The sequence below is a fragment of the Pseudomonas sp. RGM2987 genome (genome assembly GCF_022952855.1).
Taxonomy (GTDB): domain Bacteria; phylum Pseudomonadota; class Gammaproteobacteria; order Pseudomonadales; family Pseudomonadaceae; genus Aquipseudomonas.
Genome location: NZ_JALJDX010000176.1, coordinates 1 through 26,026 on the forward strand (window position 1 = coordinate 1; position 26,026 = coordinate 26,026).

Sequence of the window (26,026 nt, forward strand, 5' to 3'; positions counted from 1 at the left end):
GCGTAGTGTCAGGCAATGAAATTGCCACTGATACACCGCATTCGCGAGCAAGCCCGCTCCCACATTTGTTCTATGGTGTAGCTGGGATCAGCGGCGATCCGCCACCACCCCAATCAGCACCAACACCACCAGCAGCACCGGCGCCAGGCTGTAGTTGTTGAACTGGCTCAATCCCTTGACCACCCACGGCGTGGCATAGATCAAAGCCGCGCCGCTGCCGATCATGCACAGCAGGGCGATCAGCGGCACGCGCAGGGCGCCAGCGATGCTGCCCAGGCGTTGTTCGACCCAACCCTTGATGTCGGCGCCAAACAGCACCAGCAGGCAACCGACCAGCGCCAGGGAGATTTCCGACAGGTTGCTGCGGCTCCAGCGGGACACGGTGGCGAGCAGGTCGAGTACCAGATCCATGGGGTTTCCTTGTGTGATTAGCTCAAAAATTTCTGCAGCAGGTCGTTGAGAAACAGCTGTCCGCGCTCGGTGGCCGCCAGACGTGACGGTTCGACCTGCAACAAGCCGCTTTGTTCGGCCTCGCGCCGGCCTTCGGCCAGGCTTTGCAGGGGCAAGCCGGTACGCTGCGGATACAGCCGCGCTTCCACGCCCTGGGTCAGGCGCAGGGCGTTCATCAGGAATTCGAACGGCAGCTCTTCGTTGGCCAGGGTTTTCTCGCCGGCCAGGAAGCGTTTGGCTGGGTTGAGGTAGTCCTTGGGCAGACGGGTCTTCCAGGTGCGCACGATGCGCCCGTCCGGATGGCTGAGCTTGCCGTGGGCACCGGCGCCGATGCCGATGAAGTCGCCGAAGCTCCAATAATTGAGATTATGCCGCGCCGCCCGGCCGGGTTGCGCGTACGCCGAGACTTCGTATTGGGCGTAGCCGTGTTCGGCCAGCAGTGCTTGCCCGGCCTCCTGGATATCCCACAGCGTGTCGTCTTCCGGCAGCGTCGGCGGCTGGTTCCAGAACACCGTGTTTGGCTCCAGTGTCAGCTGGTACCAGGACAGGTGCGTCGGCTTCAGGGCGATGGCTTGGCGCAAGTCGCTCAAGGCATCATCCAGGGATTGATCGGGCAGGCCGTGCATCAGGTCCAGGTTGAAGTTGTCGAACCCGGCCTGACGGGCCATACCCGCGGCGCGCACGGCTTCGTCGCCGTTGTGGATCCGGCCCAAGGCCTCAAGCTTGGCCTGCTGGAAGCTCTGGATGCCGATAGACAGGCGATTGATGCCCAACGCCCGGTAAGCGACGAATTTCTCTTGCTCGAACGTACCGGGGTTTGCTTCCAAGGTGATTTCAATGTCCGGGGCGAACGGTATGCGTGCTTCGACGCCCTTGAGCAATCGGCCCAGCGCCCGGGCGCTGAACAGGCTGGGAGTGCCGCCACCGAAAAAGATCGAACTCAGTACCCGGCCATGCACCCCGTGCAGGTCCTGGTCGAGGTCGGCCAGCAAGGCGTCGACGTATTCCTCTTCCGGCAGCTGGGGGCTGGCGGTGTGGGAATTGAAGTCGCAATACGGGCATTTACGTACGCACCACGGGATGTGGATGTACAACGCCAGGGGCGGCAGCACCGGCAACGGCGCCCGAGGCGTCTGTGCGCCGCCATGAATCAGCGGCGCGGGAGCGTCATTGCTCATGGAAGATCCAGGCGCTGACGCAGCAGGGCCATGGCGCGGGCGCGGTGGCTCAACTGGTTTTTCTCCACCGGGCCAAGTTCTGCGCTGGAGCAGTTGCGCTCCGGCACCCAGAACAGCGGGTCGTAGCCAAAGCCGTGTTCGCCACTGGCCTCGGTGAGGATGCGCCCGTGCCAGAGGCCTTCGCAGAGGATCGGCAACGGGTCATCGGCATGCCGCACCAGGGCCAGCACGCAGACGAACTGCGCGCCGCGTTGGGCTTCAGGCACGTCCTTGAGGGCTTCAAGCAGCTTGGCGTTGTTCGCCGCGTCGCCTCTGCCGTCGGCGTAGCGGGCCGAATAGATGCCCGGCGCACCGCCGAGAAAATCCACTGCCAGCCCGGAGTCGTCGGCCAGCGCCGGCAGGCCGGAGATGCGCGCGGCGTTACGCGCCTTGAGGATCGCGTTCTCGACGAACGACAGGCCGGTTTCTTCAGGCTCCACCTGGCTGAACTCGCCGATCGAGCGCAACTGCACCGACCCGCCGAGCATGGCCTGGAGCTCCTTGAGTTTGCCGGCGTTGTGGCTGGCGAGTACGAGTTGGGTGAGGTTCATCATTCGCCGGGGAACAGTTCCTGGTTGAAGTTGAGGGTGTTGATCTTGTCGCCGGTCTGCACCTTGATTTCAAAGGTGCGGGTCTCCTGCTGGTCCACCGGATACTGGGCGATGTAATAGATCGCGCCTTGCTCGATGACCTGGCGGAACGTCAGCGGGACCGTCTTGCTGGTCAGGTCCTTGATCGTGCCGCTGACTTGGGCCATCAAGGGCTTGCCGTCCTTGATCAGCGATACATTGATCACCCCCTGGTTCTTGCTGCGCACCAGCTCGGCGGCCTTGGCGATGTCCGGCGTCAGGAAGGTGGAGTTGAACGTGTTGTAGTGCACGGTGACGTCGCCGAACACTTCCTTGCGCTCGGCCTTGATGACGTCCGCGGCCATGGCGCCGGCGCAGAGGCAGGCTGAAATGAGGAACAACGCTAGACGTTTCATGTGGCGCTCCTGTCAGGGCCGGGTTTACACCGCGACCTGGTAATCGGAGAGGCTCGGGCTACTGACCCGATAGATGCCTATCTCACCTAACAGATTAGGCCATAGCTTGCTGGCCCACCCGTGGCGGTGCTGCTGGTCCACGGCCAGGCGATCGATGACCTTGGCTTCGCGTTCGCGGCACAACGCCTCGAAATCCTCGAAGGTGCAGAAGTGGATGTTCGGGGTGTTGTACCAGGTGTACGGCAAGAAATCCGACACCGGCATCCGCCCCTTGCTCGCCAGGTACCAGCGGCAGCGCCAATGGCCGAAGTTGGGGAAGGTGATGATGCATTGCCGTCCGACCCGCAGCATTTCGTCGAGGATCCTGTCCGGGTAATGCACCGCTTGCAGGGCCTGGGTCATGACCACGACGTCGAAGCTGTTGCTGGCAAAGTTGCCCAGGCCCTTGTCCAGGTCCTGCTCGATGACGTTGATACCCTTGGCGACGCATTCGGCGATGTTGTCCGGGTCGTTTTCCAGGCCGTAGCCGCTGACTTGCTTGTTGTCGCGCAGCCAGGTCAGCAGTTCGCCGTTGCCGCAGCCCAGGTCGAGCACGCGGCTGCCGGCGGGGATCCATTCCTGGATGATGTCCAGATCGGCTCTCATGGCGTCCTCACAGCGTAATACGGTTCATGTAGTTGCCGAACGCCTGCAAATAGCGCGGGATCGGCATCAAAAAGGCGTCGTGGCCCTGGGGCGCATCGATTTCCAAATAGCAGACGTCCTTGCGCGCGGCCATCAGCGCGTCCACCAGTTCCCGGGAACGGGCCGGGGAGAAACGCCAGTCGGTGGTGAATGACATCACGCAAAACCTGGCCGTGGCACTGGCGAAGGTTTTCGCCAGGTCATCGTCGAAGTTCGCCGCCGGGTCGAAGTAGTCCAGGGCCTTGGTCATCAGCAGGTAGGTGTTGGCGTCGAAGCGCCCGGAAAACTCCTCGCCCTGGTAGCGCAGGTAGCTCTCCACCTGGAACTCGACGCTGTGGAAGTCGTAGTTGAGCTTTTCACTCTTGAGCCCGCGGCCGAATTTCTCGCCCATGGAGTCGTCGGACAGGTAGGTGATGTGCCCGACCATCCGCGCCAGCATCAGCCCGCGCTTGGGGATCACACCATGCTCCTGGAACGAACCGCCATGGAACTCCGGGTCGGTGAGGATCGCCTGGCGCGCCACTTCGTTGAAGGCGATGTTCTGCGCCGACAGCTTGGGGGCCGAGGCGATTGCCAGACAGTGACGCACGCGGTCCGGGTAGGTGATGGTCCATTGGAGGGCCTGCATGCCGCCCAGGCTGCCGCCGATGACGGCGGCCCATTGGTGGATGCCGAGACGGTCGGCCAGGCGCGCCTGGCTGTGGACCCAGTCTTCCACGGTGAGCACCGGGAAATCGGCACCGTAGGGCTTGCCGGTGTCCGGGTTGAGGCTGCTGGGGCCGGTGGAGCCGTTGCAGCCGCCGAGGTTGTTCAGGCTGACCACGAAGAACCGGTTGGTATCGATGGGCTTGCCGGGGCCGATGCAACTGTCCCACCAGCCGGGCTTGCGCTCGTCGACGCTGTGGTAACCGGCGGCATGATGGTGTCCCGACAGGGCGTGGCAAATCAGCACGGCATTGCTCGCGCTGGCGTTCAGCGTGCCGTAGGTTTCGTAGATCAGGTCATAGGCTGGTAACGAACGACCGCAGGCCAGGGCCAGGGGCTCGCTGAAATGCGCCACTTGCGGCGTAACCAGACCAACGGAATCGGGGGGAAAGGCAGCTGGCATCGACCCTGCTCTCGTTGAAATGAGGCGTAAGTCTAAAGACCGCTGGGGTTAGCGGCAAGCGAAGGCGCAACCGGGGAATCCAACGATGGCGAGGGGATTTATCTGTGGCGAGGGGATTTATCCCCGCTGGGCTGCGAAGCAGCCCTGAAACCTGAACATGCTGTATATCAGGCTGACCGAGTTGCCTGCTTTGGGGCCGCTTCGCGGCCCAGCGGGGATAAATCCCCTCGCCACAGGTAATCCCCTCGCCACAGAGAGTCCTGCGGGGTGCTTTAAATCAGCAGGCGCAGGATCTCCGGCATCATGGTCAACGCCGCCAGGTTGTTGATCACCAGCATGTCGAGCAGCTTGAGCACCATGAACGCCAGGATCGGTGAGATATCCAGGCCGCCGAGGTTCGGCACGATGCGGCGGAACGGCGCCAGGGCCGGCTCGCAGATCTGGTTCACCAGCTCGGCGCCCGGATTGTGGCTGCCCGGGGCGACCCACGACAGGATCACACTGATGATCAGGGCGAAGAAGAAAATCTTCAGGAACAGCGCCGTCACGCCGATGATCGACCAGATCAGCAATTGCAGCGGGTTGCCGGTGGTGCCGTAGGTCAGCAGCAGCGTCAGGGCCATCAGCGCCATTTGCACCAGGATCGCCAGGATTAGCGACGACATGTCCAGGCCGAACAGGCTCGGGATGATCCGGCGCAGCGGCTTGAGCAGGGGCTGGGTGGCCTTGACGATGAACTGGCATAGCGGGTTGTAGAAGTTGGCGCGCACCAGTTGCAGCACGAAGCGCAGCAGCACGATCAGCAGGTACAGGCTGCCCAGGGTTTGCAGGACGTAGACCGCTGCAGTGTTCAATCCAATCATGAATGGCTCCTTATTGGCCCAGTTGTTCGGCCATTTCGGCCGAGCGGTGCGCGGCGGCGCCGAGTGCTTTTTCCACCAGGGCTTCGAAGCCCCCGGCCTGGAACGATTTGATGGCGGCTTCGGTGGTGCCGGCCGGTGAAGTCACCCGGCGGCGTAACTCGGCGGCATCGACGTCACTGGAGACCACCATGTGCGCCGCGCCGAGGGCGGTTTGCGCAGTCAGCTGGGCAGCAATTTCCCGTGGCAGGCCGAGTTTTTCGCCGGCGGCGGTCATGGCTTCGACCAGCAGGAAGAAGTACGCCGGGCCTGAACCGGATACGGCGGTGACGGCGTCCAGTTGCTGCTCGGTCTCCAGCCACAGCGCCAGGCCTACGGCCGACAGCAGCTCTTCTGCCTGTTGGCGCTGTTCGGCACTGACCTGCGCCGTCGCGAACAGACCACTGACGCCCTGGCGCAACAACGCCGGGGTGTTGGGCATGCAGCGCACGATCGGTTGCTCGCCGAGCCAGTTGTTCATGCTGGCGCAGGTGATCCCGGCGGCAATCGAGACTACCAGTTGCCCGGGCTTGAGGCTCGGGCGCAGGGCTTGGCACACCGACTTCATCGCTTGTGGCTTGACCGCCAGCACGATGACGTCGGCGCCGTCGATAGCCTGGGCGTTGTCGGCGAAGGTTTCGATGCCGTGCTCGGCGCTCACTCGGGCGCGGGTCTCGTCACCCGGATCGCTGGCGCGGATCTGCGCAGCGTCCAGGCCCTTGGCCCGCAGGCCACCGATCAGGCTAGCGGCCATGTTGCCGGCGCCGATGAAGGCAATACGCGTGTTGCTCATGACAGGTCCTTGATTAGAGAGATGAGTCGGCATGGCTTAAGGCTGGTTGCTGTAGTCGCGGGCACCGAACAGCGCCGTACCGATGCGCACCCAGGTTGCGCCCTGGGCGATGGCGGATTCGAGGTCGTGGCTCATGCCCATGGACAGCGTGTCCAGGGGCAGCGCCAGGCTGGCTTGCAGGCGCTGGACCGTCGCGAAAGCCGCGTCCTGGGCGGCTCGCTCGTCGGTCGGCTCGGGAATCGCCATCAACCCGCGCAGCTTCAGGCGTGGCAAGGCGCTGATGGCGTCGGCGAGGGCCGGGAGGTCCGCCGGGGTGCAGCCGGATTTGCTGGCTTCGCCGCTGACGTTGACCTGGATGCAGATGTTCAGCGGCGGCAAGCCGTCCGGGCGTTGCTCGGACAGGCGTTGGGCAATTTTCAGGCGATCCACGGAGTGCACCCAGTCGAAATGTTCGGCGATAGCGCGTGTCTTGTTCGATTGAATGGGGCCGATGAAGTGCCAGATCAAGGGCAGGTCGGTCAGCTCGGCCTGCTTGCCCAGCGCTTCTTGCAGGTAGTTCTCGCCGAAGTCCCGCAGGCCGGCGGCATAGGCTTCGCGCACGGCGTCGGCGGGCTTGGTCTTGCTCACGGCCAGCAACTGCACGCTATTGGCGGGACGTCGGGCGGCCTGCTCTGCGGCGTGGATACGCGAACTAACCTGAGCAATGTTGTCTGCTATCGTGGACATAAAGAAGCGCCAGCGGGTCTGAGGTTCGCGGCATTCTACTGGAATTGGGGAGCGCTATGGATATCACTGAACTGCTGGCGTTCAGCGCCAAACAGGGGGCCTCGGACCTGCATTTGTCCGCCGGGCTGCCGCCGATGATCCGCGTGGATGGCGATGTACGGCGGATCAACCTGCCGGCGCTGGATCACAAGCAGGTGCATGAGTTGATCTACGACATCATGAACGACCGGCAACGAGTAGATTACGAAAAGTTTCTGGAAACCGACTTTTCCTTCGAGGTGCCGGGCCTGGCACGGTTTCGGGTCAACGCGTTCAATCAGAATCGCGGCGCAGGTGCGGTGTTCCGGACCATTCCGTCGAAAGTCCTGACTATGGAAGACCTGGGCATGGGCGAGGTGTTTCGCAAAATCACCGAGGCGCCTCGCGGGCTGGTGCTGGTGACCGGGCCGACCGGTTCAGGCAAGTCCACCACCCTGGCGGCGATGATCGACTACCTCAACAGCCACAAGCACCACCACATCCTCACCATCGAAGACCCCATCGAATTCGTCCACGAACCGCGCAAGTGCCTGATCAACCAGCGCGAAGTGCATCGCGACACCCAGGGCTTTTCCACCGCCCTGCGCTCGGCCCTGCGCGAAGACCCGGACGTAATCCTGGTGGGGGAGATGCGCGACCTGGAAACCATCCGCCTGGCACTGACCGCCGCGGAAACCGGGCACCTGGTGTTCGGCACCCTGCACACCACCTCGGCGGCCAAGACCATCGACCGGGTGGTGGACGTGTTCCCGGGTGACGAGAAATCCATGGTCCGTTCGATGCTGTCCGAGTCGTTGCAGGCGGTGGTTTCCCAGACGTTGATCAAGAAGATCGGCGGCGGACGCGTTGCCGCCCACGAGATCATGCTGGGCACCTCGGCGATTCGTAACCTGATCCGCGAAGACAAGATCGCGCAGATGTACTCGTCGATCCAGACCGGTGGTTCGCTGGGGATGCAGACCCTGGACATGTGCCTGAAGGATTTGGTGACCAAGGGCTTGATCAGCCGCGAACATGCACGGGAGCGGGCGCGTACGCCGGATAATTTCTAAGGGAAGTCGGCGCGCCCCCCTGTGGCGAGGGAGCTTGCTCCCGCTGGGCCGCGAAGCGGCCCAGAAAAGTGATGGGGTCGCGCGAGTTTCAAATCTTATTGGGCGGCTGCGCCACCCAGCGGGAGCAAGCTCCCTCGCCACAGGGGGATCAGCGCTGGACGACCCGCAACCCAGCCGGTTCTTTCGGCAGCACCCGCTTGGCAACCACGTAGTGGCTGTCCCAGTACGGTTTGTTCAAGGTGTCGATGGTCACCGACTTGCCACGGCGTGGGGCGTGGATGAAGCGGTCGTTGCCCAGGTAGATGGCCACATGATTGACCCGACGGCTCTTGAGCTTGAAGAAAATCAGGTCGCCAGGCTTGAGATCCTTGCGCTCGACTTTCTCGCCGTGCCCGGCCGCCATGGCATTGGAGGTGCGCGGCAGGTCGAACGTGGCGTCGTTGAAAGCGTATTTCACCAGCCCACTGCAATCGAAGCCTTTAGTTGGGCTGCTACCGCCCCAACGATAAGGTGTGCCGAGTACATTCACGGCGCGACTCAACACGTTGCTGCTCGCTTTGGTCGCCATCGGCGGGACCAGCTTGCTGTTGCCGGTGCTCACGGGTAGGACGCTTTGCCTGTTCTTGCTCGAAGGAGCAGAAACATGGGATTTAGGGGTATAGCCGTTGACGTTGGGAAGACGTTGCTCACGATTGGTGGCGTGGGCGGCCAGTGGCAATAATAGGCAAATGGTTAGCCATGTCTTGAAAAATGGACGCATTAGGCAGGGCTCATAGAGGTTAGCGCGCAACTTTATAACAGCTTTTTTTGTGGTTCCGAGGCCGTTTGTCGATTCGAAACCCAGGGTAAAAGCCGCAAAATCGCTGCATATCAGCCCGATTGTCCGACACAACCCCTATGGGACGGGGCTTTCGCCGATTCGTGCGGTCGAGGACCGCTTGTCGGCGAGACACGTAAAAGTCACAAAAAGTCCGAACAAATTTATCTATCGAGGCAAAAGAGGCCATTCATGAACAGCTATCAACCGGGCACAACCCACGACACGCACAGCAAAGTGATCGGGTACCTGCTATGGATTTTCGGCTTCACCGGGGCCCATCGCTTCTATTACGGTAAGCCGGTGACGGGCACGATCTGGTTCTTCACCTTCGGCCTGCTGGGCATCGGCTGGCTGATCGACCTGTTCCTGATCCCGGCCATGGATCGTGAGGCGGACCTGCGCTTTACCCCAGGGCCCATCGAATACACCGTGGCGTGGATCCTGCTGACGTTTCTCGGGGTTCTTGGCGTGCACCGCATGTACCAGGGCAAATGGCTCAGCGGCATCATCTACCTGCTGACCGGAGGGGTGTTTTTCCTGGGGGTGCTGTATGACTTCTGGACGCTGAATGACCAGGTTTCGATTCGTAATGCGCAGAAGCGGGGGGCTTTTCAGTAAGTCAGGGAGACCGCGTCGCCTGTATTCGCGAGCAAGCCCGCTCCCACACTGGATCTCCTGTGTTCACATAGCTTGTGAACACCTCGAACCAATGTGGGAGCGGGCTTGCTCGCGAATCAGGCGACGCGGTATCAGGCCTGGTGAGTCACCCGGCCATCCATCAAGGTGTAACGCACCGCACCCGGCAAACGCTGGCCCAGGAACGGGCAGTTGTCGCCCTTGGAGCGCCAGGCTTCGCCGGCCACGGTCGAAGCCGCCGGATCAAACAGCACCAGGTCTGCCGCGGCGCCCACCGCCAGTTTGCCAACAGGCAGTTGCAGCGCGGTGGCCGGGCCGCTGCTCAGGCGTGCCAGCAAGGTGGGCAGGTCGAGCAAGCCGTCTTCCACCAGTGTCATCGCCAGCGGCAGCAGCAGTTCGACGCTGCTGATGCCCGGCTCGGTGGCGCCGAACGGGGCCAACTTGGCATCGCGTTCGTGAGGTTGGTGATGGCTGGAGATGGCCGAGATGACCCCGGACTTCACCGCATCGCGCAAGCCGTCGCGGTCGGCACGGGTGCGCAGTGGTGGCTGGACGTGATAGACGCTGTTGAAGTCGATCAGCGCCTCGTCGGTCAGCAGCAGTTGGTACAGCGCCACATCGGCGGTGACCGGCAGGCCACGGGCCTGGGCCTGGGCGATCAACGCCGCGCCACGGGCGCTGGTCAACTGGCTGAAGTGCGCGCGCACACCGCTCTGCTCCACCAGCAGCAGGTCCCGGGCCAATGCCACGGTCTCGGCGGTTTCCGGAATGCCCGGCAGGCCGAGGAAGCTGGCGGTCGGGCCTTCGTGGGCCAGGCCTCCTTCGGCCAGGTCGTGGTCCTGGGAGTTGAAAATCACCGTCAGGCCGAAAGTCGCCGCGTATTCCAGGGCGCGGCACAGGGTGCGGCTGTTGCGGAAGCTGTTCAGGCCGTTGCCGAACGCCACGCAGCCGGCGTCGCGCAGGGCGATGAGTTCGGCCAGTTGCTCACCCTCCAGGCCTTTGCTAAGTGCGCCAATCGGGAAGACCTTGGTGTTGCCAGCCTCGCGGGCGCGGTCGAGGATCAGTTCGGCCACGGCCGAGGTGTCCAGCACCGGTCTGGTCTGCGGCGGGCAGCACAGGCTGGTCACGCCTCCGGTGGCAGCGGCGCGGGTTTCGCTGACGATGCTGCCTTTACGGCTGTAGCCCGGCTCGCGCAGGGCGACGTTCAGGTCCACCAGGCCTGGAGCAGCCACCAGGCCTTGGGCATCGAGGGTCTCGATCGCCACGAAGCCGCTTGGGGCGGCGCCGAGGGCGACGATCTTACAGGCATCGATGTGGATATCGGTCACTTGATCCAGGCCACTGGCTGGATCGATCACGCGGGCGCCGAGAATGCTGAGCTTCACTGGGCGTTCTCCTGGTCGAGTTGGCGCTGGGCCGTTTGCCCACTCATGGCCATGGACAGCACGGCCATGCGGATGGCGATGCCGTAGGTCACCTGGTTGAGGATCACCGAATGCGGCCCGTCGGCCACCGCCGACTCGATCTCCACGCCACGGTTGATCGGCCCCGGGTGCATGACGATGGCGTCCGGCTTGGCCCCGGCCAGGCGGGCGGTGGTCAGGCCATAGAGCCGATAGAACTCGCCTTCGCTGGGCAGCAGGCCGCCGGTCATGCGCTCGCGTTGCAGGCGCAGCATGATCACCACGTCCACATCCTTGAGGCCTTCGGTCATGTCGGTGTAGACCTTCACGCCGTATTGCTCGACGCCGATGGGCAGCAGGGTCTTCGGCGCGATCACGCGAATGTCCGGGCAGCCGAGGGTCTTGAGGGCCAGCATGTTCGAGCGGGCTACCCGCGAGTGCAGGATATCGCCGACGATCGCCACCGACAGGTTCTCGAAGCTGCCCTTGTGCCGGCGGATGGTCAGCATGTCCAGCATGCCCTGGGTCGGGTGGGCGTGACGGCCGTCGCCACCGTTGATGATCGCTACCTGCGGGCAGACGTGTTCGGCAATGAAGTGTGCCGCGCCGGAATCACCGTGGCGCACGACGAACATGTCGGCGGCCATGGCTTCGAGGTTGCGCAGGGTATCGAGCAGGGTTTCACCCTTGCTCGCCGAGGATGTGGACACGTTGAGGGTGATCACGTCCGCCGACAGTCGCTGGGCCGCCAGTTCGAAGGTGGTGCGGGTGCGGGTGGAGTTTTCGAAGAACACGTTGCACACGGTCTTGCCGCGCAGCAACGGGACCTTCTTCACCGCCCGGGCACCGACTTCGAGGAACGAGTCGGCAGTGTCGAGGATTTCCGTCAGCAGCTCGCGGCGCAGGCCGTCGAGCGACAGGAAGTGCCGCAGCTGGCCCTGATCGTTGAGCTGCAGCGGGCGCTTGGTTTCGAGAGGCGTCATCGCGATGGACTCTTACAAGGGCAGTTAAAGGGCTAGGTCTTGCAGTTCGAGTTGCAGCGGCGCAGGGCCCGAGAGCTTGACCCGCTCGTGGGCGGCCAGCGTCAGCGTCGCGCCGACCACGTTCGGTCGGATCGGCAACTCGGCGGCGTCCAGGTCCAGCAGGCACACCAGCGTCACGCTGGCCGGGCGGCCGTAGTCGAACAACTCGTTCATGGCGGCGCGGATGGTCCGGCCGCTCATCAGTACGTCGTCGATCAGCACCAGGTGCTGGCCTTCGATCTCGAAGGGCAGGGCCGAGGGCCGCACTTGCGGGTGCAGGCCGTTCTGGCTGAAGTCGTCGCGGTAGAACGACACGTCCAGGGTGCCCAGCGGCGCCTGGCTGCCCAGGGCGTCGAGCAAGGCCTGGGCGACCCAGACGCCACCGGTGCGAATACCGATGTAGCGGGGTTCGCTGATGCCACGGTGTTCCAGGTGTGCCGTGAGACGGATCGCCATCTGGCTGATCAGTTCGGCAGGATTGGGCAGGCTCATGCTGGCTCCTTCAGGTGTCCGCGCCGGTGATCGATGGCGCGGTTTGTCGCTAAAAGAAAGCGCCTTGCGGCGCTTTGTAGAAAATCAGCTTTCGAACAGGGCGCTGTTCTCGTCCAGCCAGCCTTGCAACAGCAGGGCGGCGGCGATGGCGTCCACCGGGTTGTCGCGGTAACTGCCTTTCTGCCCGCCGCGCGCCAGGCGCTCGCCCTTGGCCTCGAAGGTGGTGAGGCGTTCGTCGTGGGTATAGAAGGGCAGGTTGAAACGGCCATTGAGCCGGCGGGCGAATTTTTCGGCGCGCACGCACATGTCGCTTGGAGTGCCGTCCATGTTCAACGGCAGGCCGACCACCACGGCGTCGGGTTTCCATTCCTTGATCAGCGCTTCGACCTGGTTCCAGTCCGGAACGCCGTTCTGTGCCTTCAAGGTGCACAGCTCCCGGGCCTGGCCGGTCACGACCTGGCCGACCGCTACGCCGATCTGTTTGGTGCCGTAATCGAAGCCCAGCAGCAAGCGCAGGGCCATCAGGCGTGTCCCGCCTGGCTGGTGAGCAGGCTGAGGTTGACCCCCAGTCGGCTGGCCGCCGCTTCCAGGCGCAGTTCACTGCTGGTGTTGAACAGGATATCGGCGTCGAACGGGCAGGTCAGCCAGGCGTTGTCGGCCAGCTCGGCTTCCAGTTGCCCGGGCTCCCAGCCGGCGTAGCCGAGGGCGATCAGGCTTTTCTGCGGGCCGACACCGTCGGCAATGGCGAACAGCACGTCCTGGGAGGTGGACAACGACACGCCGTTGAGGTCCACGGTGGCCTGGTAGGTCGGCCCCGACGGATGGAGCACGAAGCCGCGGTCGGTCTGCACCGGGCCGCCGATGAAAATCGGCACGTGCTGGCACAGGGCCGGCGGTTCTACGTCGGGGCGCAACTGCTCAAGAATGTCCGCCAGGTTCAGCTCCTGCGGGCGATTGACCACCAGCCCCATGGCCCCATTGGCCGTGTGCTCGACGATGTAGGTCAAGGTGTGGGCAAAGTTCGGATCGGCCATGTGCGGCATGGCGATCAGGAAGTGGTGCTTGAGGTAGGTGGGGCTGACGTTTTTCATAGGCGCTAGTGTGGCGGCGCGGGGGCGAACTGACAAGCTGGGGATGCGCAGCAAATGTAGCGGCCGCCCCAAATCCCTGTGATGGGCACAAATGCCTGAGCCATACAAAACCCTGTGGGAGCGGGCTTGCTCGCGAAGGGGCCGGTACATCCAATGGATCTCTTGGGCCAGGGCCACCGCCTTCGCGAGCAAGCCCGCTCCCACAAAGTTGGGGGCGGGTCAGTTGCTTGAGAGCCGGTCGCCCCGGGCGAACTTCCAGGTGCGGATGATTTCCAGTCGGTCGATGTCCGACAGGTCGCCGGTAAACGGCGCGAACGGCGCGGCCAGGCGCACGATGCGCTGGGCGGCCTGGTCCAGCAGCGGCTGGCCGGAGGATTCCAGCACCAGCACTTCATACAGCGAACCGTCGCGGTTGATCGAGACCATCAGCCGCAAATTACCGTAGATCTGCTTGCGCCGGGCTTCGTCGGGATAGTTGAGGTTGCCGATGCGCTCGACCTTCTTGCGCCACTCGTCCTTGTACCAGGCGCCCTTGTCGCGCATGGTCGAGGCGGCGCTCAGGCGGTGGATCCGCGGACGTTTGGCATACAACTGCTGCTCCTGGGCCAGTTCGGCTTCCAGGCTGGCGATGTCGCTGGACAACTGGGAGCTGTCGAACGTCGGGGCGGGGGCCTTGGGCTTGGGATCAGGCTTGACCTCTTCCTTGACCGGGGCTTTTTTCGGCTTCGGTGCCACGGTGGTCACGGCTGCCTTGGGTGCGGTTTCCTGGGCTTCGGGCTTGGCCGCCGGGGGAGGCGTAGCTTTCTGCACCTGATTGTCCTGGAACGGCGCGATCTCGGTGGTCTTGGGGATCGCTTTCTTCTCCAGAGTGCCGCTGCCTTGCTGGTTTTCCTGGGCGAGGAAATCCGCCTTGGCCGGCTTGGTCTCGCTCTTGAAGGTCGCCAGGGTGATTTCCAGGGTCCGGCTGATCTGCTTGGGCTCGACCGTGGCAAAACCGACGCCCAGCAGCAGGGCCAGGTGGATCAGCGCCGCCAGGAACAGGGTAAAACCGAGGCGATCGGCCGGGCGCACGCCATGATGGGCGAGCTCTTGGGGCAGATCGGACGGGAGTGTCATGTCAAGGAAACCAACATCGCGTTTTTTTCAGGCCGGGCATGATAACGCAATGTCGGTTTCCTTCATCAGATCCGGATCAACGCGTCTTGAGCTTCTGATCGATGGCATCCATCAGCAGGCCGCCGATGTCGGTTCCGAAGGCGTTGTCGATCTCGCGGATGCAGGTCGGGCTGGTGACGTTGATCTCGGTCAGGTGCTCGCCGATCACGTCCAGGCCGACGAACAGCAGGCCCTTCTCCCGCAGGGTCGGGCCGACCTGGGCGGCGATCCAGCGGTCTTTCTCGGTCAGTGGACGCGCTTCGCCACGACCGCCTGCCGCCAGGTTGCCGCGGGTTTCGCCAGCCGCGGGAATGCGCGCCAGGCAATAATCCACCGGTTCGCCGTCGATCATCAGGATGCGCTTGTCGCCATCGACGATGGCCGGCAGGTAGCCCTGGATCATGATCTGCTGCTTGCCGTGCAAGGTCAGGGTTTCGAGGATGACCGACAGGTTCGGGTGGCCGGCGGTGTGGCGGAAGATCGAGGAGCCGCCCATGCCATCCAGGGGCTTGAGGATCACGTCGCCGTGGTGGTCGGCGAATTCGCGCAGCACGTCCGGGCGTCGGCTGACGATGGTCGGCGGCGTGCACTGCGGGAACAGTGTGGCGAACAGTTTTTCGTTGCAGTCGCGCAGGCTCTGGGGCTTGTTGACCACCAGTACGCCGGCGCTTTCAGCCTGCTCCAGCAGGTAGGTGGAGTAGACGAATTCCATGTCGAACGGCGGATCCTTGCGCATCAGGATCACGTCCAGGTCGCTCAGCAGTGCGTCGCTTTCGGCGCCCAGCTCGAACCATTTCTCGGGGTTGGCGAAGACTTTCAGCGGCTTCATCCGCGCCCGAGCCTGGCCTTCGGCCTGGTAGAGGTCGCGCTGCTCCATGTAGAACAGTTCCCAGCCGCGCTTCTGAGCGGCCAGCAGCATGGCCAGCGAGCTATCCTTTTTGTAGGAAATGCTGGCGATAGGGTCCATGACAATGCCGACGCGTACGCTCATGGCTTGGTTCCTCGAAAATTTGATGGGCACGACTGCCGCGAAAAAGTGGCGTCAGAGTGGCGCCCGGACGATTGGCGGTCAAGGAAAAACCACCGCACCGACCGGCCATGGATCGGCGATTGAGACTGTGCTAAAAAGGCTGCCATGTGACGCGTGGGCCTTGAACATCAAGGGTTTGCGCGGTCGTTGACTCTCAAGCGTTAAAAACCGGTCCGCAGTGACAATGGCAGAGCATCTTTCGCAGCAGCAACCCAATGCCTTGAAGGTCATGGTCATCGATGACTCGAAGACCATCCGCCGCACCGCCGAAACCCTGTTGCGCAACGTCGGCTGCGAGGTGATCACGGCCATCGACGGCTTCGATGCCCTGGCCAAGATCGCCGACCATCATCCGGGCATTATCTTCGTCGACATCATGATGCCGCGCCTGGACGGTTACCAGACCTGTGCCCTGATCAAGAACAACAGCGCGTTCAAGGCCACGCCGGTGATCATGTTGTCGTCCCGTGACGGCTTGTTCGACAAGGCCAAGGGACGCATCGTCGGCTCCGATCAGTTTTTGACCAAACCGTTCAGCAAGGAAGAACTGCTGGGGGCGATACAGGCCCATGTCCCGGGCTTCGCCGCTGTCCAGCCGCACCAGGCACATTAATGACACTCGGCCAACGGGCCTGGGGTCGACAAAAATGGGGAACACCATGGCACGTATTCTGATCGTCGATGACTCGCCGACTGAGATGTACAAACTCACCGGTATGCTGGAAAAGCATGGCCACCAGGTCCTGAAGGCCGAAAATGGCGCCGATGGCGTGGCCCTGGCCCGCCAGGAAAAACCCGACGCGGTGCTGATGGATATCGTCATGCCCGGCCTCAACGGGTTCCAGGCCACGCGCCAACTGACCAAGGACCCGGACACCGGCCACATCCCGGTGATCATCATCACCACCAAGGACCAAGACACCGACAAGGTCTGGGGCACGCGCCAGGGCGCCAAGGATTACCTGACCAAGCCGGTGGACGAAGAAACCCTGATCGCGACCCTGAACAAAGTACTGGTGGGTTGACCGCGCGGCCATGAGCCAGTCCCTGACCGCATTCGAACTGCTCTTGCAGATCGACCGGCGCTGTCGGCTGCTGGGGGCGGACCTGCCGTCCCAGCCGGCCCATCGCGCCAGTTGGAGCGGCATCGGCTTTCGCCTGGGCGAGCACTGGTATGTGGCGCCCATGGGGGAAGTCAGCGAAGTGCTGCACGAACCGCGCTATACCCAGTTGCCCGGAGTCAAGCCGTGGGTGCGTGGCGTGGCTAACCTGCGTGGGCGACTGTTGCCGTTGATGGATCTGTGCGGTTTTTTCGGCCATGAGCTGTCGACCCTGCGCAAGCAGCGCCGGGTGCTGGTGGTCGATCACGACGAAATGTTCACCGGGTTGCTGGTGGATGAGGTCCTCGGGTTGCAGCATTTCCCTCAGGAGAGTCTCGAACCGACCTTGATGGATGATCTCGACGGCCCGGAGTCGGTCTTCGTCAAGGGGCGGTTTCGCGGCGAGCGCGAGTGGCAGGTGTTCAGCCCGTTCGCCCTGACGCGTTCGCCAGGGTTCATGGATGTAGCTGTTTGACGAAAAAGCTCGAGTGAATGGGCTGGCCCCTTCGCGAGCAAGCCCGCTCCCACATTGGATCTATGGTGCTCACAAAGCTTGAGTTCTCAGTAGATCCCGATGTGGGAGCGGGCTTGCTCGCGAAGGTGGCGACTCGGTCTGACAGGTAAGCAAGGCAGTGGCCCCACTGATAAAGCAGTAAGGCGAGAACCGATGATCAAAGCAAAAACAGGCAAGCCACTGGAAGCGACGCGCAGTCGTTCGCAGATCATCGTGCTGTTCGTCGCGCTGATCGTCTTCATCGTGCTGCTGTTCGCCAATTTCGCTTATCTCAATACCCAGTCCACCTACGACAAGCAGTACATCGGCCATGCCGGGGAATTGCGAGTGCTGTCCCAGCGCATCGCCAAGAACGCCACCGAGGCGGCCGCCGGCAAGCCCGCGGCGTTCAAGTTGCTCAGCGATGCGCGCAATGATTTTGCCCAGCGCTGGAGCTACTTGAAGCAGGGCGACCCGGTGACCGGCCTGCCACCAGCGCCGGCCACGTTGCGCCCACAGATGCGCGCCGTGCAATTGGACTGGGAGCGCCTGCTCAAGAACACCGATGCGATCCTCACCAGCGAGCAGACCGTCCTGTCGCTGCACCAGGTGGCGGCGACCCTGGCCGAAACCGTGCCGCAACTACAGGTCGAGTACGAAAAGGTCGTCGAAATCCTGCTGCAACGCGGCGCCCCGGCGGCCCAGGTGGCCATGGCCCAGCGTCAGTCATTGCTGGCCGAGCGGATTCTCGGTGCGGTGAACACTGTGCTGGCGGGGGACGAAAATGCCAGCCAGGCCGCCGATACCTTCGGCCGCGACGCCGCGCGTTTCGGCCAAGTGCTCAACGGCATGCTGCAAGGTGACCCGGCGTTGAAAATATCCCAGGTCCAGGACCGCGATGCCCGGGCACGCCTGAGCGAGATCAGCGAGCTGTTCGAATTCGTCTCGGGCTCGGTGGACGAAATCCTCGAAACCTCTCCGGAACTGTTCAAGGTCCGTGAATCGGCGGGCAATATCTTCAATCTTTCGCAAACCCTGCTGGACGAAGCCTCGCACCTGGCGACCGCGTTCGAGAACCTGGCCGGTGGGCGCTCCGTCAATACCATCGGCGGTTATGTGCTGGGCCTGCTGGCGCTGATGTCGATCATCCTGATCGGCCTGGTGATGGTGCGCGAAACCAATCGCCAACTGCGCGAGACGGCAGAAAAGAACGAGCGCAACCAGAACGCGATCATGCGGCTGCTGGACGAAATCGCCGACCTCGCCGATGGCGACCTGACAGTCACTGCTTCGGTCACCGAGGACTTCACCGGCACCATCGCCGACTCCATCAACTACTCGGTGGACCAACTGCGCGACCTGGTGGCAACCATCAACCTCACCGCCGGCCAGGTGGCCGCCGCCGTGCAGGAAACCCAGGCCACGGCGATGCACCTGGCCCAGGCTTCCGAGCATCAGGCCCAGCAAATCTCCGAAGCTTCGACTTCAATCAATGAAATGGCCCAGTCCATCGACCAGGTGTCAGCCAATGCCGCCGAATCGTCGGCGGTGGCCGAGCGTTCGGTGGAAATCGCCAACAAGGGCAACGAGGTGGTGCACAACACCATTCATGGCATGGACAACATTCGCGAACAGATCCAGGACACCGCCAAACGCATCAAGCGCCTGGGTGAGTCGTCCCAGGAAATCGGCGACATTGTCAGCCTGATCGACGACATCGCCGACCAGACCAACATCCTGGCGCTCAACGCGGCGATCCAGGCGTCCATGGCGGGCGACGCCGGACGCGGCTTCGCGGTAGTGGCCGATGAAGTGCAACGCCTGGCGGAGCGTTCATCGGCGGCGACCCGCCAGATCGAGACCCTGGTGCGGGCGATCCAGGCCGACACCAACGAAGCGGTGATCTCCATGGAGCAGACCACCACCGAAGTGGTGCGCGGCGCGCGACTGGCCCAGGATGCCGGGGTGGCGCTGGAGGAAATCGAAGGCGTGTCCAAGACCCTGGCGGCACTGATCCAGAGCATTTCCAACGCGGCGCAGCAACAGACCAGCTCGGCCGGGCAGATTTCCCTGACCATGAACGTGATCCAGCAGATCACCACGCAAACCTCGTCGGGCTCCACCGCCACCGCCGAGAGCATCGGCAACCTGGCGAAGATGGCCAGCCAACTGCGCCGTTCGGTGTCGGGGTTCACCTTGCCGGCGGGGCCGGTGGATGAGGAAAAAACGTGACGGGCGGACATGCATATTGAGAAGGGTTATGTGGCGAGGAAGCTTTTGGGGCGAGGGAGCTTGCTCCCGCTGGGCCGGTCCGACGTTTCGGGTGCAGCGGCCCCCACGGATTTTGTGAGCGCTGCGCGCTCAAGCGGGAGCAAGCTCCCTCGCCACAAGGAGTCTCGTCAGTACCTCAGGCGTATGACGATGATTTGGAGCAGTTATGGGTGATCGGCACGACTATGTAGCCCTGGAGTGGATCAAGGGCGAGATTGCCGAAACGCTGAAGCAGGCCCACCTGGCCCTCAACCGCCTGGTGGACGATCCGCAGGCGTCGGACGCCCTTGGGCAATGCCTGGCCTGCATTCACCAGGTGCACGGCGGCCTGCAAATGGTCGAGTTCTATGGTGCGGCGTTGTTGGCCGAAGAAATGGAGCAGCTGTGCGCCGCCCTGCAAGACAACCGCATCAGCCACCGCGACGAAGCCATCAGCCTGCTGAGCCAGGCCCTGGGCCAGTTACCGATCTACCTTGAGCGCATACAAGGTGCTCGCCGCGACCTGCCGCTGGTGGTCTTGCCGCTGATCAATGATCTAAGAAGTGCCCGAGGCGAGGGCCTGTTGTCGGAGACCAGCCTGTTCAGCCCCGAGCTGCCGGACATTGCCCCCCTGAGTGGCGAAGCCTTGCAGCATCTGGCGCCCCCCGACCTGCCCAGCACCTTGCGCAAACTGCGCCAGACCCTGCAAGTGGCCCTGGTGGGCCTGTTGCGCGAACAGGACGATGCCACCCACCTCGGTTACCTGGCCAAAGTCTTCCATCGCCTCGAAGGGCTGTGCGCCGGGGCGCCGCTCAACGCGTTGTGGCAAGTGGCCTCGGCGCTGGTGGAGGGCATGCGCGAGGGGCGCATTGCCAACAGCCCGGCGCTGCGCAGCCTGTTCAAGGAGGCCGACAAGGAGCTCAAGCGCCTGTTGGACCAAGGCATGCCCGGTATCAATCAACCGGCACCGCCCCACCTGCTCAAGAGCTTGTTGTTCTATATTGCCAAGGCCGAACATCCCAGCGGGCAGATGCAGATCATGAAAGAACGCTACTCACTGGACGACGCGCTGCCCGACAGCGCCATGGTCGACGAAGAACGCGCACGCCTGGCCGGGCCCGACCGCGATGCCATGCGCTCGGTGCTCGCCGCGCTCTGCGAAGAGCTGGTGCGGGTCAAGGAACGCCTGGACCTGTTCGTGCGCAGCGACCGCCAGCACGCCTCAGAGCTGGACAGCCTGCTAGCGCCTTTGCGACAGATCGCCGACACCTTGGCGGTGCTCGGGTTCGGCCAGCCGCGCAAGGTCATCATCGATCAACTGGCGGTGGTGCTGAGCCTCGCCCAGGGCCAGCGCGAGCCCGATGACGCGACCCTCATGGACGTCGCCGGCGCCTTGCTCTATGTCGAGGCGACCCTGGCCGGCATGGTCGGCACCGTCGAGCCGGAAAGCCGCGAAGACGCCCGGTTGCCCACCACGGACCTGACCCAGATCCACCAGATCGTCATCAAGGAGGCCCACACCTGTCTGCAACAGGCCAAGGACATGATCGTCGACTACATCGACGCCGACTGGAACAGCGAGCAGTTGCAACCTCTGCCGGCCTTGCTGACCCAGGTGCGCGGCGCGCTGGCGATGATCCCCCTGAGCCGCGCCGCCGGCCTGGTGGAGGCCTGCAATGGCTTCATTCGCGAGCACCTGCTGCTTGAACATGCCCAGCCCGGCTGGGAAGAACTCGACCACCTGGCCGACGTGATCACGGGCCTGGAATATTACCTGGAGCGTTTGAGCGAAGACCCGCAGACACCCGGCGAACCCTTGCTGGATGTGGTCGAGCGCAGCCTGGCGGCTCTTGGTTACTTTCCCGACGAAGCGCGGGTGCCGTTGCTTGATGAGGTGTTGAGCCCCAACGAGGCCCAGGTCATGCAGGACTTGCAGGAACTGGATGACCCGCAGACCGTGCAGTCTCTGGCCCAAGTGCTGGGCAACCCGGTCTCGGCGGTCAACCCCCCGGCCAGGAGCACCCCGGGCAGCCTGCTGCCGCCGCCAACGGACGAGCACCCGGTGGACGATGAGCTGCGCGAGGTCTTCCTCGAGGAAACCGACGAGGTGCTCAGTGTCCTGCACGAGTACCTGCCGCGCTGGCGTGGGCATCCCGATGACCATGCTGCCCTGGGTGAAGTGCGCCGGGCTTTCCACACGCTCAAGGGCAGCGGCCGGATGGTCCGGGCGCTGGTGCTGGGTGAGCTGGCCTGGGCCGTGGAAAACCTGCTCAACCGGGTGCTGGAGCACAGCGTCGAGCCAGGGCCCAAGGTGCTTCAGTTGATCGAGGACACGGTGCAGTTGTTGCCGGCGCTGGTGGCGGAGTTCGCTGACAATCGCCAGCGACAGCGTGAGGACGTCGACCGCCTGGCCGCCCGCGCCCATGCCCTGGCCAAGGGCAACGATGAGCAGGAGGAAGACCAGCGGGACGTGGCCGCTCTCGATCCGCTGCTGCTGAAGATTTTCGACACCGAAGCCCAGGGCCACCTCGCTAGCCTCAATCGCTTTCTCGAGCAGGCTGCCGAGCAGCTGCCGTTGCAGGCCAGCGACGAATTGCAGCGCGCCTTGCACACCCTCAAGGGCAGCGCCTCCATGGCCGGCGTGCTGCCGATTGCCGAGCTGGCCGGCGCCATGGACGAACTGGCCCGGGAATACCGCGCGCACCTGATCGCCCTGGACCTGGATGAGGTCGAACTGCTGCTGGAGGCTGAAGGCCTGCTGCGACTGGGCCTGCGCCAGCTGCATGGCGAGCCGCTGGCGCCGATTGCCGGCGCCGCCGATCTGGTCCGGCGTACCCAGGCGCTGTTGGCCGAGCGCCTGCAAGCGAACCCCGGTGCGCCGGACAACGGCGCGCGAACCAAGCGTGATCCGCAACTGATCAACAACTTCCTCGCCCAGGGCATGGACATCCTGCTGGACGCCGAGAGCCTGCTGCAGCGCTGGCAGCAGCACCCGGGCGAGGGTCAGGAGCTCAGTGCGTTGCTGGATGAACTGACCACCCTCGGTGAAGGCGCGCACCTGGCCGACCTGCACCCGGTGGACGAGCTCTGCGAAGCCTTGCTCGACCTCTACGGCGCCGTGGAAGAAAGCAGCCTGACGGTCAGCGATGCGTTTTTCCAGGAGGCACAGCGCGCCCATGAAGCACTGATCGACATGCTCGATGAACTGGCGGCCGGGCAGCATGTGCATTCTCAGCCGGAACGGGTGCAGGCCCTGCGCAGATTGTTGGAGGCCGGCCTCGACCCCTCGGCCACCGGCCTGATCCGCAGCGACGGCAGCCGCACCCTGAGCATTCGCGAACTCAGTAGCGCGACGGCTGAGCTGGAACGTAACACCCGTGCTGACGCCGCCGTGGACGACGACATCGTCTCGATCTTCATCGAGGAAGCCCAGGACATTCTCGAGAGTGCCGCCCAGGCCCTGCAACGCTGGCTGGCCGACCCGGAAAACGCCGCGCCGCTGTCGTCGTTGCAACGTGACCTGCATACTCTCAAGGGCGGGGCGCGGATGGCGGACATCCGCTCGATCAGCGATCTGGCCCAGGAGCTGGAAACTCTCTACGAAGGCTTGGTGGACCGTCGCTACAGCCACAGCGAAGCGCTGGAACAACTGCTCAATGGCAGCCACGAGCGCCTCGACCTGTTGCTCGGGCAGTTGCAACAGGGCCAGCCGCTGGGTGACCCGGTTGCGCTGATCGACGCCCTGCGCAGGTTTCGCCAGGACAAGCCGAACGCCATCGAAACCACCGGTGCCCAGCCGGGCGATGCGGCCGGCCATGACCCCGAACTGCTGGAGATCTTCCTCGAAGAAGGCTTCGATATTCTCGACAGTTCTGCCGCAGCCTTGCAGCGCTGGCAGGCCGAACCTTCGAACCGCCAGGCGGTGGAAACCCTGTTGCGCGATCTGCACACGCTCAAGGGCGGTGCGCGGATGGTGGAAATCGCGCCCATCGGCGACCTGGCCCATGAACTGGAAAACCTTTACGAAGGCCTGTCGGCGGGGCTGCTTCAACCAACGGCGGCGCTGTTTACCCTGGTGCAAAGCAGCCATGACCGCCTGGCGCAGATGCTCGATGCGGTACGGGCCGGGCTATCGTGTCCGCCGGCAGACCGCCTGATCGCGCAGATCCAGGCGGTCAACCATCCGCAGGACAACGCGGTCACTGCCCCCGTCCCCGCGCCGGAACCGATTCCGATCCCTGTGCCAGCCAAGCCGGAGCCGGGCCCGTCGAGCGATGGCGCGGATATGGTCAAGGTCTCCGCTGAGCTGCTCGATGACCTGGTGAACCTGGCCGGGGAAACCTCGATCTTCCGGGGTCGTATCGAACAGCAGGTCAACGACGCCCGCGTGGCCCTGCACGAGATGGAAACCACCATCGAGCGCATGCGCGATCAATTGCGTCGGCTGGATACCGAGACCCAGGGGCGGATTCTCAGCCGCCAGCAAGTGGAGGCCGAACGCCTGGGCTATGAAGAGTTCGACCCGCTGGAGATGGACCGTCATTCCCAGTTGCAGCAGTTGTCCCGGGCGCTGTTCGAATCCGCCTCGGATTTGCTCGATCTCAAGGAAACCCTCGACCGCAGCAATCACGACGCTGAAAGCCTGTTGCAGCAGCAAGGGCGCATCAACACCGAACTGCAGGAAGGCCTGATGCGCACGCGCATGGTGCCGTTCGAGCGCATGCTGCCGCGCCTCAAGCGCATCGTCCGACAGGTGGCGCAGGAACTGGGCAAGGACGTCGAGTTCGTGGTCGGCAATGCCGAAGGCGAGATGGATCGCAACGTACTGGAGCGCATGGCCGCGCCTCTGGAGCACATGCTGCGAAATGCCGTGGACCATGGCCTGGAGCCGGCCGACGTGCGCATCGCCGCAGGCAAGCCGGCGCGCGGGCGCATCAGCCTGGATTTGTCCCGGGAAGGCGGCGACATCATTTTCGACATCCGCGACGACGGCGCCGGCGTGCCGCTGGAGGCGGTGCGGCGCAAGGCGATCAAGCGCGGCCTGCTGGCGCCGGACAGCGACATCAGTGATCGCGACGTGCTGCAATTCATCCTGCAACCGGGGTTTTCCACCGCCGAGAAAATTACCCAGATTTCCGGGCGTGGCGTCGGCATGGACGTGGTCCACGAAGAAGTGCGGCAACTGGGCGGCAGCATGGTCATCGATTCCACGCCGGGGCAGGGCGTGCATTTCCGCATTCGCCTGCCGTTCACCGTAGCGGTCAACCGGGCGTTGATGGTGCAGTGTCATGAAGACCAATACGCGATCCCGCTCAACACCATTGAAAGCATCGTCCGGGTGCTGCCCGCCGAACTGGACGGCTATTACCAGCTCGATCCGCCGACCTATACCTACGCCGGGCAGCGTTATGAACTGTGTTATCTGGGCGAGCTGCTGAAAACCGGTGCTCGCCCAAAATTGCTCGGCCAGAGCCAGCCGTTGCCGGTGTTGCTGATGCAGTGCAACGAGCGGCATATCGCGGTGCAGGTGGATGCCACCGCCGGCACCCGCGAGATCGTGGTCAAGAGCCTCGGCCCGCAGTTTTCGGCGGTACAGGGCCTGTCCGGAGCGACCATCCTCGGCGACGGTCGGGTGGTGCTTATCCTCGACCTGCTGGCGCCGATCCGCGCCTTGCCGCACCAGGTCCCGCGCCGCCCGGTCTCGGCGCAAAGCGAGGGCGAGCATCAGCGGCCGTTGCTGGTACTGGTGGTGGACGACTCGGTGACGGTGCGCAAAGTCACCAGCCGCCTGCTGGAACGCCATGGCATGCACGTACTCACCGCCAAGGACGGCGTGGACGCCATGGCGCTGCTGGCCGAACATTCCCCGGACCTGATGCTGCTGGACATCGAGATGCCGCGCATGGACGGCTTCGAAGTGGCGACGCAGGTACGCAACGACCCACGCCTTGCACACCTGCCGATCATCATGATCACCTCGCGCACCGGCCAGAAGCACCGCGACCGCGCCATGGCCATCGGCGTCAACGACTACCTGGGCAAGCCGTACCAGGAATCGGTGCTGCTCGACAGCATCGCTCACTGGAGCAAGACCCATGCATGACCTTCATCCGCGCACCAGCCACCTCACCGGGTTGCTGCTGCCCCTGGCTGACCGCCACCTGATCCTGCCCAACGTGGCGGTGGCCGAGCTGATCGACTACCAGAGCAGCGCCTTCGACCTGGACACCCCGCCGTGGTTTCTGGGCTGGGTGAGCTGGCGCGAACGGCAGATCCCGCTGCTGAGCTTCGAGTCGGCCTGCGGCCAGAAAACCATGATCGGCGAGCGCGCCCGCATCGTCGTGCTCAACGCCCTCGGCGGCCGCCCGGAGCTACGCTTCATCGCCCTGCTGGTGCAAGGCATCCCACGCTCCTGCAAGCTCGACCCCCAGCTGAGCTACGTCGACGTGCCGCTGTGCGGGCTGGAACAGGCGGCGGTGCAGGTGGGGGAGCATGTGGCGAAAGTGCCGGACCTGCTGGCGTTGGAGGAGCTGGTGATGGCCGCCGGGTTGGCTGAGCATCGAAGACCCTGAGCCGTTTCC

25 protein-coding genes are annotated in these 26,026 nt (G+C 63.8%); 8 read left to right on the forward strand and 17 right to left on the reverse strand.

Features of this window, described 5'->3' with window-relative positions:
• Positions 1 to 87: 87 nt before the first annotated feature.
• The 9 genes from RGM2987_RS09915 to RGM2987_RS09955 form a co-directional block, all read right to left on the reverse strand.
• The gene (locus tag RGM2987_RS09915) at positions 88 to 411 is read right to left on the reverse strand and encodes a DUF3392 domain-containing protein (RefSeq protein WP_245140285.1); all 324 of its coding nucleotides are present in this window, start codon (positions 409 to 411) and stop codon (positions 88 to 90) included.
• Positions 412 to 428: 17 nt separating this feature from the next.
• Positions 429 to 1,628 (reverse strand): radical SAM family heme chaperone HemW, encoded by a 1,200-nt coding sequence (hemW, locus tag RGM2987_RS09920; protein WP_245140287.1) that lies wholly within the window; start codon positions 1,626 to 1,628, stop codon positions 429 to 431.
• Positions 1,625 to 2,221, reverse strand: coding sequence for an RdgB/HAM1 family non-canonical purine NTP pyrophosphatase (gene rdgB, locus RGM2987_RS09925; protein ID WP_245140289.1), 597 nt, complete (start codon positions 2,219 to 2,221; stop codon positions 1,625 to 1,627). Before rdgB ends, hemW begins: the two co-directional genes overlap by 4 nt.
• Positions 2,218 to 2,652, reverse strand: a complete 435-nt coding sequence (locus tag RGM2987_RS09930; protein ID WP_245140292.1) for a DUF4426 domain-containing protein — start codon at positions 2,650 to 2,652, stop codon at positions 2,218 to 2,220. The genes rdgB and RGM2987_RS09930 overlap by 4 nt, the downstream gene beginning before the upstream one ends.
• 24 nt (positions 2,653 to 2,676) lie before the next feature.
• Positions 2,677 to 3,297, reverse strand: a complete 621-nt coding sequence (gene metW, locus RGM2987_RS09935; protein ID WP_245140294.1) for a methionine biosynthesis protein MetW — start codon at positions 3,295 to 3,297, stop codon at positions 2,677 to 2,679.
• Positions 3,298 to 3,304: 7 nt separating this feature from the next.
• Entirely contained in the window at positions 3,305 to 4,444 is a 1,140-nt protein-coding gene (locus RGM2987_RS09940) for a homoserine O-acetyltransferase (RefSeq protein ID WP_245140296.1), read from the reverse strand.
• Positions 4,445 to 4,716: 272 nt separating this feature from the next.
• Positions 4,717 to 5,307 carry a YggT family protein gene (locus RGM2987_RS09945; RefSeq protein ID WP_245140298.1) on the reverse strand — a complete coding sequence of 197 codons (591 nt, stop codon included), beginning with the start codon at positions 5,305 to 5,307 and terminating at the stop codon, positions 4,717 to 4,719.
• Positions 5,308 to 5,317: 10 nt separating this feature from the next.
• Complete coding sequence (proC, locus tag RGM2987_RS09950; RefSeq protein ID WP_245140301.1) at positions 5,318 to 6,136, reverse strand: pyrroline-5-carboxylate reductase; 819 nt, start codon at positions 6,134 to 6,136, stop codon at positions 5,318 to 5,320.
• A gap of 36 nt (positions 6,137 to 6,172) precedes the next feature.
• Positions 6,173 to 6,862, reverse strand: a complete 690-nt coding sequence (locus RGM2987_RS09955) for a YggS family pyridoxal phosphate-dependent enzyme (protein ID WP_245140304.1) — start codon at positions 6,860 to 6,862, stop codon at positions 6,173 to 6,175.
• Positions 6,863 to 6,918: 56 nt separating this feature from the next.
• Here RGM2987_RS09955 and RGM2987_RS09960 point away from each other — a divergent pair, with 56 nt between their 5' ends.
• Complete coding sequence (locus tag RGM2987_RS09960; RefSeq protein WP_245140306.1) at positions 6,919 to 7,953, forward strand: type IV pilus twitching motility protein PilT; 1,035 nt, start codon at positions 6,919 to 6,921, stop codon at positions 7,951 to 7,953.
• Between the two features lie 148 nt (positions 7,954 to 8,101).
• Here the strand turns inward: RGM2987_RS09960 and RGM2987_RS09965 are convergent, their stop codons facing one another.
• Positions 8,102 to 8,713, reverse strand: a complete 612-nt coding sequence (locus RGM2987_RS09965; RefSeq protein WP_245140309.1) for a C40 family peptidase — start codon at positions 8,711 to 8,713, stop codon at positions 8,102 to 8,104.
• Positions 8,714 to 8,962: 249 nt separating this feature from the next.
• Between RGM2987_RS09965 and RGM2987_RS09970 the strand changes: the two genes are divergently transcribed.
• A complete protein-coding gene (locus RGM2987_RS09970; protein ID WP_245140311.1) occupies positions 8,963 to 9,391 on the forward strand; it encodes an NINE protein in 429 nt (142 codons plus the stop codon).
• A 131-nt stretch (positions 9,392 to 9,522) separates the two neighbouring features.
• On the opposite strand, the gene RGM2987_RS09975 is transcribed toward RGM2987_RS09970, so the two are convergent.
• From RGM2987_RS09975 to gshB, 7 genes are all read right to left on the reverse strand, one after another.
• Positions 9,523 to 10,794, reverse strand: coding sequence for a dihydroorotase (locus RGM2987_RS09975; protein WP_245140313.1), 1,272 nt, complete (start codon positions 10,792 to 10,794; stop codon positions 9,523 to 9,525).
• Positions 10,791 to 11,795, reverse strand: a complete 1,005-nt coding sequence (locus tag RGM2987_RS09980) for an aspartate carbamoyltransferase catalytic subunit (protein WP_245140315.1) — start codon at positions 11,793 to 11,795, stop codon at positions 10,791 to 10,793. Before RGM2987_RS09980 ends, RGM2987_RS09975 begins: the two co-directional genes overlap by 4 nt.
• A gap of 24 nt (positions 11,796 to 11,819) precedes the next feature.
• A complete protein-coding gene (pyrR, locus tag RGM2987_RS09985; protein WP_245140318.1) occupies positions 11,820 to 12,326 on the reverse strand; it encodes a bifunctional pyr operon transcriptional regulator/uracil phosphoribosyltransferase PyrR in 507 nt (168 codons plus the stop codon).
• 84 nt (positions 12,327 to 12,410) lie between these two features.
• On the reverse strand, positions 12,411 to 12,848 hold the full coding sequence (gene ruvX, locus RGM2987_RS09990) for a Holliday junction resolvase RuvX (protein WP_245140320.1): 438 nt from the start codon (positions 12,846 to 12,848) through the stop codon (positions 12,411 to 12,413).
• Positions 12,848 to 13,417: a YqgE/AlgH family protein gene (locus tag RGM2987_RS09995; RefSeq protein WP_245140323.1), complete on the reverse strand. Its 570-nt coding sequence runs from the start codon at positions 13,415 to 13,417 to the stop codon at positions 12,848 to 12,850. The genes ruvX and RGM2987_RS09995 overlap by 1 nt, the downstream gene beginning before the upstream one ends.
• Positions 13,418 to 13,636: 219 nt before the next feature.
• On the reverse strand, positions 13,637 to 14,533 hold the full coding sequence (locus RGM2987_RS10000) for an energy transducer TonB (protein WP_245140325.1): 897 nt from the start codon (positions 14,531 to 14,533) through the stop codon (positions 13,637 to 13,639).
• A gap of 76 nt (positions 14,534 to 14,609) precedes the next feature.
• A complete protein-coding gene (gshB, locus tag RGM2987_RS10005; protein WP_245140329.1) occupies positions 14,610 to 15,563 on the reverse strand; it encodes a glutathione synthase in 954 nt (317 codons plus the stop codon).
• 223 nt (positions 15,564 to 15,786) lie between these two features.
• Between gshB and RGM2987_RS10010 the strand changes: the two genes are divergently transcribed.
• The 6 genes from RGM2987_RS10010 (at position 15,787) to RGM2987_RS10035 (ending at position 26,017) form a co-directional block, all read left to right on the forward strand.
• Complete coding sequence (locus RGM2987_RS10010) at positions 15,787 to 16,215, forward strand: response regulator (RefSeq protein WP_245140332.1); 429 nt, start codon at positions 15,787 to 15,789, stop codon at positions 16,213 to 16,215.
• A gap of 46 nt (positions 16,216 to 16,261) precedes the next feature.
• Entirely contained in the window at positions 16,262 to 16,627 is a 366-nt protein-coding gene (gene pilH, locus RGM2987_RS10015) for a twitching motility response regulator PilH (protein WP_245140335.1), read from the forward strand.
• Between the two features lie 10 nt (positions 16,628 to 16,637).
• Positions 16,638 to 17,177, forward strand: a complete 540-nt coding sequence (locus RGM2987_RS10020; protein WP_245140338.1) for a chemotaxis protein CheW — start codon at positions 16,638 to 16,640, stop codon at positions 17,175 to 17,177.
• A 192-nt stretch (positions 17,178 to 17,369) separates the two neighbouring features.
• Entirely contained in the window at positions 17,370 to 19,427 is a 2,058-nt protein-coding gene (locus RGM2987_RS10025; protein ID WP_245140340.1) for a methyl-accepting chemotaxis protein, read from the forward strand.
• 205 nt (positions 19,428 to 19,632) lie between these two features.
• A complete protein-coding gene (locus RGM2987_RS10030; RefSeq protein WP_245140342.1) occupies positions 19,633 to 25,548 on the forward strand; it encodes an Hpt domain-containing protein in 5,916 nt (1,971 codons plus the stop codon).
• Positions 25,541 to 26,017, forward strand: a complete 477-nt coding sequence (locus tag RGM2987_RS10035; protein WP_245140344.1) for a chemotaxis protein CheW — start codon at positions 25,541 to 25,543, stop codon at positions 26,015 to 26,017. The genes RGM2987_RS10030 and RGM2987_RS10035 overlap by 8 nt, the downstream gene beginning before the upstream one ends.
• Positions 26,018 to 26,026 lie beyond the last annotated feature (9 nt).